This is a genomic window from Mesorhizobium sp. M1A.F.Ca.IN.020.04.1.1, from assembly GCF_003997315.1.
Taxonomy (GTDB): domain Bacteria; phylum Pseudomonadota; class Alphaproteobacteria; order Rhizobiales; family Rhizobiaceae; genus Mesorhizobium.
The window spans coordinates 1-8,884 of the sequence record NZ_RZSN01000209.1; the positions used below are offsets into that span (position 1 = coordinate 1).

Sequence of the window (8,884 nt, forward strand, 5' to 3'; positions counted from 1 at the left end):
GCATGGGCCTGATCGGCCCGAGCGGCTCCGGAAAATCCTCGCTCGTGCGCGCGCTCGTCGGCGTATGGCCCACGATGCGCGGCAAGATCCGTCTCGACGGCGCTGCAATCGAGCAGTGGCCGGCGCAGGCGCTTGGCCGCCATATCGGCTATCTGCCGCAGGATGTCGAATTGTTCGCCGGTACGGTCGCCCAGAACATCAGCCGCTTCGACGAGAACGCCATGCCGGAGGCGATCATCGAGGCCTCCCAGGCTGCCGGCGTGCACGACATGATCCTCCGCCTGCCCGAAGGCTATCAAACCGAGATCGGCGAGAGCGGCGCGGCACTTTCCGCCGGACAGCGTCAGCGTGTAGGCCTGGCGCGCGCTGTTCGGCAATCCGTTCCTCGTCGTGCTCGACGAGCCGAATTCCAACCTCGATGCCGCGGGCGACCAAGCGCTGACGCGTGCCATCGAAGGCATCAAAGCGCGCGGCGGCATCGTCATCGTGGTCGCGCATCGTCCCAGCGCCCTCGCCGCGCTCGACCACTTGCTGGTGCTGAATGGCGGCAGACAGCAGGCATTCGGGCTGAAGAGCGAGATCGCACGGCAGGCTTTGCAGCCGGTGACGAAACCGCTGCATGCGGTCGGATCGGCGGGCTGAGATGAGGTCGGCAACTCCCTATTTCAAAGCCGATGCGTTGCGCGTGGTGCGCGACATCGCATTGTCCGCCAGGGCGCGCGCGATCGCGCTGCTCGACCGCGGTTCGAAGCCGATCGAAGGTGCTTCGCCCCAGCAGCAGCGCTTGCGTCAGGCCATTCGCAGGAACGTCCGGGCGGGAGCGATCGCAGCGGCGCTGCTTGTCGGCGGGCTCGGCCTTTGGGCGGCATCAAGCAGTCTTGCCGGAGCCGTGGTCGCAGGCGGCCATCTGGTCGTCGGCTCGAACGTGAAGTCCGTCCAGCATCCGCAAGGCGGCGTCGTCGGCGCTCTCAACGTGCAGAACGGCAGCACGGTCGAGGCGGGCGACGTCCTGGTGCGGCTGGACGACACGGTGGCGCGTGCCAATCTCGCCATCGTCGACAACGGTCTCGACGAGCTCTCTGCCCGCCGCGCCCGGCTGATTGCCGAACGCGACGGCGCCCAGGCGGTGCTCTATCCCGAGCAGCTGTCGGGAAACGCGCATGCCCCTCAGATCGGTCATCTCATCGACGGCGAGAACAGGCTGTTCGCGCTGCGGCGGCAGGCGCGCGAGGGCAAGATTTCACAGCTACGCGAGCGCATCGTGCAGTTCCGTCAGGAGATCGCGGGTATCGAGGCCCAGCTCAGGAGCAAGCAGCAGGAGATATCCCTCACCAAGATCGAGCTCGAGGGCATGCGGGACCTCTGGAAAAAGAAGCTGGTGCCGATCTCGCGTCTGGCCGATCGCGAACGCGCCGAGGCAAGGCTCGACGGCGAAAACGGGCAGTTGATCGCCGCCGCGGCGCAGACGCGCGGGCGCATCAGCGAGATGGAACTGGCGATCATCCAGATCGATCAGGACCTGCGCAGCGAAGTGGCGGGCGAACTGAGGGAGATCGACGGCAAGATGAGCGAACTGCGCGAGCGTCAGATCGCGGCCGAGCAAACGCTGAAGCAGATCGATATCCGCGCCCCGCAATCGGGCCGGGTGCATCAGCTGGCCGTGCACACGATCGGCGGCGTGATCGCGCCCGGCGAGGCGATCATGCAGATCGTGCCGAGCGCCGACGCGCTGGTGGTCGAGGCGCGCGTCGCGCCGCAGGACATCGACCAGGTGCGCATCGGACAGAACGCCACGCTTCGCCTTTCGGCCTTCAGCCAGCAGATCACGCCGGAAGTCGAGGGCCAGGTTGACCGTATCTCGCCCGACCTCATCGAGGACCAGAAAGCCGGGGTCGCCTATTACGCGGTGCGCATCGTGCTGACGCAAAGCAGCCTCAAACAGGCGGGATCGCTGGAACTGAAGCCGGGAATGCCGGCGGAGGTGTTCCTGAGAACCGGCGACCGCACGGTGCTTTCCTATCTGCTTAAGCCCCTGACCGATCAGGCGAGCCGCGCTTTCCGCGGCGACTAAGTCGCTCCGCTCTACAGATCCAGCCGAGGCTTGCGTCAGACCGATTGCAGGCCATTGCCCTTCGGCCTGAACACCTTCGCTTGCCCGCTTGAATTAATTGAACGTTCGTTTTATTATCTGCTTCGCAGAGGCAAACATGGCACGCACCACGGGTTCAGATGGCGAAAAAACCGAGGCGGCCGTTCGCGAGGCGGCGGTCGGGCTGATCGCGCGGCTCGGCTATGAGGCGATGTCGATGCGCCAGCTGGCGACCGAAGTCGGCGTGCAGGCCGCCGCGCTCTATCGCTATTTTCCCACCAAGGAGGATCTGCTGTTCACGCTGATGCGCGAGCATATGGAAGGCCTGCTCAAGGCCTGGGATGACGCGCGCCCGGCAGCGGCCGATCCGGCGGCGCGGCTCGCCGCCTATGTCGAGAACCACATTGCCTTCCATATCGAGCGGCGCCGCGCCACACATGTCTCCAACATGGAATTGCGCAGCCTCTCGCATGAGCGACTGACGCAGATCCTCAAGATGCGCACGGCCTATGAGAAGGAATTGCGCGCGATCCTGCGCGACGGCGCCGACGCCGGCATCTTCGAGATCGATGATGTCGGCCTGACCGCCATGGCGCTGATCCAGATGATGACCGGCGTCATCGTCTGGTTCCGTCCGGGCGAGCGGCTGTCGATCTCTGAAGTCACCACGACATATCTTTCGATGACAAGGCGGCTCGTCGGCGCGAAGATCGGCGCCGGCAGCGCAACGCGTCCCGTCCGACGCGCAAAGGAGGCCGCGGCACTTTGATTTCGCGCATTATCCTTATCGAAGTCGATTTCGGGGTCATGCGCCGGGAGGAACGCCATGTACACCAATACGCTGAACTTCGGGCTTGATGCCGACATCGAGGCGTTGCGCGATACCGTAAGGCGCTTCGCACAAGACAGGATCGCGCCAATCGCGGCCGATATCGACCGCTCCAACGAATTCCCGGCACATCTGTGGGGGGAGCTCGGCGCGCTCGGCCTGCTCGGCATCACCGCCGATCCCGAGTTCGGCGGCAGCGGTATGGGCTATCTCGCGCATGTCGTGGCGATGGAGGAGATTTCCCGCGCATCCGCCTCGGTCGGCCTGTCCTACGGCGCGCATTCCAATCTCTGCGTCAACCAGATCAACCGCTGGGCAACGCCGGCACAGAAGGAGAAATACCTCCCTGCGCTCTGCTCGGGCGAAAAGGTCGGTGCGCTGGCAATGTCGGAATCCGGATCAGGCTCGGACGTCGTGTCGCTGCGGCTGCGCGCCGAAAAGCGCAACGACCGCTATGTGCTCAACGGTTCGAAAATGTGGATCACCAACGGACCCGATGCCGAGACCTTGGTGGTCTATGCCAAGACCGATCCGGAGCGCAATTCGCGCGGCATCACCGCCTTCATCATCGAAAAAACCTTTGCCGGGTTTTCGGTGGCCCAAAAACTGGACAAGCTCGGCATGCGCGGCTCGAACACCGGCGAGCTCGTCTTCGAGAATGTCGAGGTGCCGTTCGAGAATGTGCTGCATGAGGAAGGGCGCGGCGTCGAGGTGCTGATGTCGGGCCTCGACTATGAGCGCGCCGTGCTCTCCGGCGGGCCGATCGGGCTGATGGCGGCCTGCCTCGACGTGGCGGTGCCTTACGTGCATGAGCGCAAGCAGTTCGGCCAGCCGATCGGCAGTTTTCAGCTGGTGCAGGGCAAGCTTGCCGACATGTATTCGACGATGAACGCGGCGCGCGCCTATGTCTACGCCGTGGCCGGTGCCTGCGACCGCGGCGAGACCACGCGCAAGGACGCCGCCGGCTGCGTGCTCTTCGCGGCCGAAAAGGCGACGCAGATGGCGCTCGATGCCATCCAGCTGCTCGGCGGCAACGGCTATATCAACGATTATCCGACCGGGCGGCTTCTGCGCGACGCCAAGCTCTACGAGATCGGCGCCGGCACCAGCGAGATCCGCCGCTGGCTGATCGGCCGCGAGATCATGGCGGAGGGAGTGTGATGTCTCCCTCCGTCACCTCGGCCGAACGCCTTGGGCAGGTCGTCGGTCGGCTTGGCGACGATCTGATGCTCATCGCGCCACAGAACCTCACGCTCGCGCCGGGACGTGATCGAGCGCACAGGCAAGCCGCCCTCCTCGATCAGCCAGGCGCAATAGCGCGCACGGCTGATGGCTTCCTTGGCGTTCGGGTGGAACCAGCAGACGCCCCAAATCGACTCACGGCGCTTGAAATGCCGCCCAACCCGGCCAGGAATGGGCAAATGCCGATTGAACCAGTCGAACTAATCCTCCAGTTCGCCATGGATCCAGTCCGGGCAGCCATTCCGGTACAAGTACCAGGACGCATGGAAAAAGCCGCTCTCTACCCGGCTCTTCGGATGGATCAGCGGCGTTACAAACCGCACATACATAGTGACACCCACAGCGCTTGCAGGCGCCGTGTTCCTTTTGCTCGAATCCGGGACGTGGAAAGCCGCCCTTCGGCGGCGTCAGGCCATGGCCGAGGGGAGACATTTGGTGAAACGCATATCGATGCCTTTCATCGTCGCCTCCTGAGGTGTCATTCGTACAAAAGATCCCGCGCTGCGCACGCAGCATCCGGGTGCGGGCTGTTACACTGGTTGCGTTGCGGCATCAAGAGGTGTGAGGAATAACGTGGCCACACTCCAAACCCAAATCTCCCCCTCCTCGGAAAGCTTCCGCGCCAATGCCGAGCGCATGCGGGCGCTGGTCGACGATATCGCCGAGAAGGCGGCGGGCATCGAGCGCGGCGGCTCGGACGAGGCGCGCGAGCGCCACCAAAGCCGCGGCAAGCTGCTGCCGCGCGAAAGATTGGCGCAACTGCTCGACACCGGCTCGCCTTTTCTCGAGGTCGGCCAGTTCGCGGCATGGTCGATGTATGGCGAGGATATTCCGTCGGCCGGCATCATCACCGGCATCGGCCGTGTCGAAGGCCGGGAGGTGATGGTCGTCGTCAACGACGCGACGGTGAAAGGCGGCACCTATTATCCGGTGACGGTGAAGAAGCATCTGCGCGCGCAGGAGATCGCGCTGCAGAACAAGCTGCCTTGCGTCTACCTGGTCGACAGCGGCGGCGCCAACCTGCCCAACCAGGACGAGGTCTTCCCCGACCGTGAGCATTTCGGCCGCATCTTCTACAACCAGGCCAACATGTCGGCAGCCGGCATCCCGCAGATCGCTTGCGTCATGGGCTCCTGCACGGCGGGCGGGGCCTATGTGCCGGCGATGTCGGACGAAACGATCATGGTGCGCAACCAGGCGACCATTTTTCTTGGCGGCCCGCCGCTGGTGAAGGCTGCCACCGGCGAGGACGTCAGCGCCGAGGAGCTCGGCGGCGCCGAGGTCCACACCAGGCTTTCCGGCGTCGCCGACCACTTTGCCATGGATGACGAGCACGCGCTGGCCATTTGCCGACGCATCGTCAAGAACCTGAATCGGAACAAGGCCGTAAGCCTGAACTTACAGAAACCAGTATCACCGCTTCACGATCCGCATGAACTCTACGGCATCGTGCCGACTGATTTGCGCCAGCCCTATGACGTTCGCGAGGTGATCGCGCGTCTGGTCGACGGTTCCGAGTTCGACGAGTTCAAGCAGAATTACGGCACCACCTTGGTCACCGGTTTTGCGCATCTGCACGGCATGCCGGTCGGCATCCTCGGCAACAATGGGGTGCTGTTCTCGGAAAGCGCGCTGAAGGGCGCGCATTTCATCGAGCTCTGCTGCCAGCGCGGCATTCCGCTGATCTTCCTGCAGAACATCACCGGCTTCATGGTCGGGCGAAAGTATGAGGCCGGCGGCATCGCCAAGGACGGCGCCAAGCTGGTCACGGCGGTCGCCACGGCACGCGTGCCGAAGCTTACGGTGATCATCGGCGGTTCGTTCGGCGCCGGCAATTACGGCATGTGCGGCCGCGCCTATTCGCCCCGCTTCCTGTGGATGTGGCCGAATGCGCGCATTTCGGTGATGGGCGGCGAGCAGGCGGCGACGGTGCTCGCCATGGTCAAGCGCGAGGGCATCGAGCGCAAGGGCGGTGAGTGGAGCGCCGAAGAGGAAGCGAAATTCAGGAAGCCGATCCTGATGAAATACGAGCATGAGGGTCACCCGCTCTATTCTTCGGCAAGGCTTTGGGACGACGGCATCATCGATCCGGCCAGGACGCGCGAGGTGCTGGCGCTCAGCCTCTCGGCGGCGCTCAATACCGGGGTCGAGGAAACGAAGTTCGGCGTGTTCAGGATGTGACGATGAGCGGCGTCAGCGATAGGATCCGCGTGCATACCGGCGACATCACCAGGCTTAAGGTCGATGCCATCGTCAATGCCGCCAATTCCTCGCTGCTCGGCGGCGGTGGTGTCGACGGCGCTATCCACCGCGCCGCCGGGCCGGAGCTGGTCGCCGAATGCCGCACGCTGAACGGCTGCAGGACCGGGGATGCCAAACTGACGAAAGGCTACCGGCTGCCGGCGCGCTATGTCATTCACACTGTCGGCCCGGTCTGGCACGGCGGGGGCGAGAGCGAGGCGGAGTTGCTCGCCTCCTGCTATCGGCGCTCGCTGGAGATTGCCACCGGTAAGGACTGTCGAACGATAGCATTTCCGGCGATCTCGACCGGCATCTACGGCTATCCGAAAGATCAGGCTACCGAAGTAGCCGTCGGCACGGTTGCTGTTTTTCTAGGCGAAAACGCCATCCCCGAGACCGTCACTTTCTGCTGCTTCGACGATCTGACTGCCAGACTATACAGCTCAGCCGTTGCTGCGATTGGGGGAGCCTGAACTTTATGACAAAGACGTTCCACCCGTTCACGAGATCGAGATTCTTGAGTGACCATCTAGCGACGCCGGCAAATATTCGATATTGCTCATCCTGCGTTGTCTCATGGGGATGGGGTAAAAATGATACGAGAATATCTGCGGAAAGCATCCGCGTCGATACTTGCAGGAATGCTTATATGCGCCTCGTGCGGCGCTGTCGTCGCCGGGTCGCTGACTGGAAGCGAGGGGGACAAGCGCTTTCCACCCTACATCCCACGCAATCCCAAGGATCCGTGCAACAGGGCATACAAGGCCTATCTGGCGGCGAGCGGCCATTCAGCCTACGCGACCACGCCTTATGCCCGGATCATGTCGTCTTACATCATCTGTGGTGGACACCTGAATGCGCCGTCCCAAAAGGTTGCGGAAGAGCTGGCGATGAAATCCTGCCTGGCCACGCGCGCGCACTACAAGGTGACTACGGGCGGCGCCTGCGAGATCGCCGCATCGAAGTAGGCCCGCGCCTGCCGAATTGGCGCTGCCCGTCGCAAACTCGGGAGGCTCCATGTTCGGCAAGATCCTGATCGCCAATCGCGGCGAGATCGCTTGCCGCGTCATCCGCACCGCGCGCAAGCTCGGCGTGCGAACAGTCGCCGTCTATTCGGATGCCGACGCGCGAGCGCTGCATGTCGAGATGGCCGACGAGGCGGTGCATATCGGCCCCTCGCCGGTCGGTGACAGCTATCTGCGCGGCGACAGGATCATTGCCGCGGCGCTTGCCACAGGCGCCGAGGCAATCCACCCCGGCTACGGCTTCCTGTCGGAGAACCCCGACTTCGTCGACCAGGTGACGGCGGCGGGCCTCATCTTCATCGGCCCGTCCGCCGCCTCGATCCGCGCCATGGGGCTGAAGGATGCCGCCAAGCGGTTGATGGAAAAGGCCGGCGTTCCGGTGGTGCCCGGCTATCACGGCGAAGCGCAGGAGATTGTGCTGCTTGCCACAAAAGCGCGCGAGATCGGCTACCCGGTGCTGATCAAGGCGCGCGCCGGCGGCGGCGGCAAGGGCATGCGACGCGTCGACCATCCGGACGACTTCTCCGAGGCGCTGTCCGGAGCGCGGCGCGAGGCCAAGGCTGCCTTCGGCGACGACCGCGTTCTGGTCGAAAAATATGTCGACAAGCCGCGACACATCGAAGTCCAGGTGTTCGGCGACAATTTCGGCAATGTCGTGCATCTTTTCGAGCGCGACTGCTCGGCGCAGCGCCGCCACCAGAAGGTGATCGAGGAGGCGCCCGCCCCCGGCATGACGCCGGCGCTGCGCAAGGCGATGACGGAAGCGGCGGTGAAGGCCGCCAAGGCAATCAGCTATTCGGGCGCCGGCACGATCGAATTCATCGTCGATGCTTCCGAGGCCCTCAAAGCCGACCGCTTCTGGTTCATGGAGATGAACACACGGCTGCAGGTCGAGCATCCCGTCACCGAGATGGTCACCGGCGTCGATCTGGTCGAATGGCAGCTTCGTGTCGCCGCCGGCGAAAAACTGCCGAAGGCGCAGAACGAGATCGCCCTTGCCGGACATGCTTTCGAGGCGCGCATCTACGCCGAGGACGCGGCCAAGGGATTCCTGCCGGCGACGGGCACGCTTTATCATCTCAAATTCCCCGACACGCCGCCGGAGGATGCCGCCATGCGCATCGAGACCGGCGTGCGGTCCGGCGATGCGATCTCGCCCTTCTATGATCCGATGATCGCCAAGCTGGTGGTGCACGCTAGGGACAGAACCACCGCGCTTGGCGCGCTGCGCAAGGCGCTGGCCCGAACCGAAGTTGCCGGCTCGACGGTCAACACCGCCTTCCTTGCAGCACTCGCCGCCGACGCCGATTTCGCGGCGGGCGATATCGACACCGGCCTGATCGGCCGGCATCAGGATGCTCTCGTCGCTGTCCCCCCGCCAAGCGATGAAGCGATCGCCGCGGCGGCGCTGGCAGCGACCGACGCAAGCACGGCGGGGCCCGCCGCCGCTCCGTGGGC

At 64.3% G+C, this 8,884-nt stretch carries 7 protein-coding genes and 1 pseudogene; all 8 read left to right on the forward strand.

The features are described 5' to 3' along the window. Positions 1 to 642 (forward strand): annotated as a pseudogene (locus tag EOA49_RS27820) (ATP-binding cassette domain-containing protein); the annotation flags it as partial. A gap of 1 nt (position 643) precedes the next feature. Then, on the forward strand, positions 644 to 2,071 hold the full coding sequence (locus EOA49_RS27825) for an HlyD family type I secretion periplasmic adaptor subunit (protein WP_095823693.1): 1,428 nt from the start codon (positions 644 to 646) through the stop codon (positions 2,069 to 2,071). A gap of 136 nt (positions 2,072 to 2,207) precedes the next feature. Next, a complete protein-coding gene (locus tag EOA49_RS27830; protein ID WP_067321049.1) occupies positions 2,208 to 2,858 on the forward strand; it encodes a TetR/AcrR family transcriptional regulator in 651 nt (216 codons plus the stop codon). 57 nt (positions 2,859 to 2,915) lie between these two features. Continuing rightward, positions 2,916 to 4,079 (forward strand): isovaleryl-CoA dehydrogenase, encoded by a 1,164-nt coding sequence (locus EOA49_RS27835; protein ID WP_067321045.1) that lies wholly within the window; start codon positions 2,916 to 2,918, stop codon positions 4,077 to 4,079. Positions 4,080 to 4,733: 654 nt separating this feature from the next. Then, positions 4,734 to 6,341, forward strand: a complete 1,608-nt coding sequence (locus EOA49_RS27845) for a carboxyl transferase domain-containing protein (protein WP_127240710.1) — start codon at positions 4,734 to 4,736, stop codon at positions 6,339 to 6,341. 2 nt (positions 6,342 to 6,343) lie between these two features. Beyond that, entirely contained in the window at positions 6,344 to 6,874 is a 531-nt protein-coding gene (locus EOA49_RS27850) for an O-acetyl-ADP-ribose deacetylase (protein WP_067321035.1), read from the forward strand. Positions 6,875 to 6,994: 120 nt separating this feature from the next. After that, positions 6,995 to 7,369 (forward strand): hypothetical protein, encoded by a 375-nt coding sequence (locus EOA49_RS27855; protein WP_164746784.1) that lies wholly within the window; start codon positions 6,995 to 6,997, stop codon positions 7,367 to 7,369. Between the two features lie 49 nt (positions 7,370 to 7,418). Next, the coding region (locus EOA49_RS27860) for a biotin carboxylase N-terminal domain-containing protein (RefSeq protein WP_127243473.1) at positions 7,419 to 8,884 on the forward strand (1,466 nt) is incomplete at its 3' end.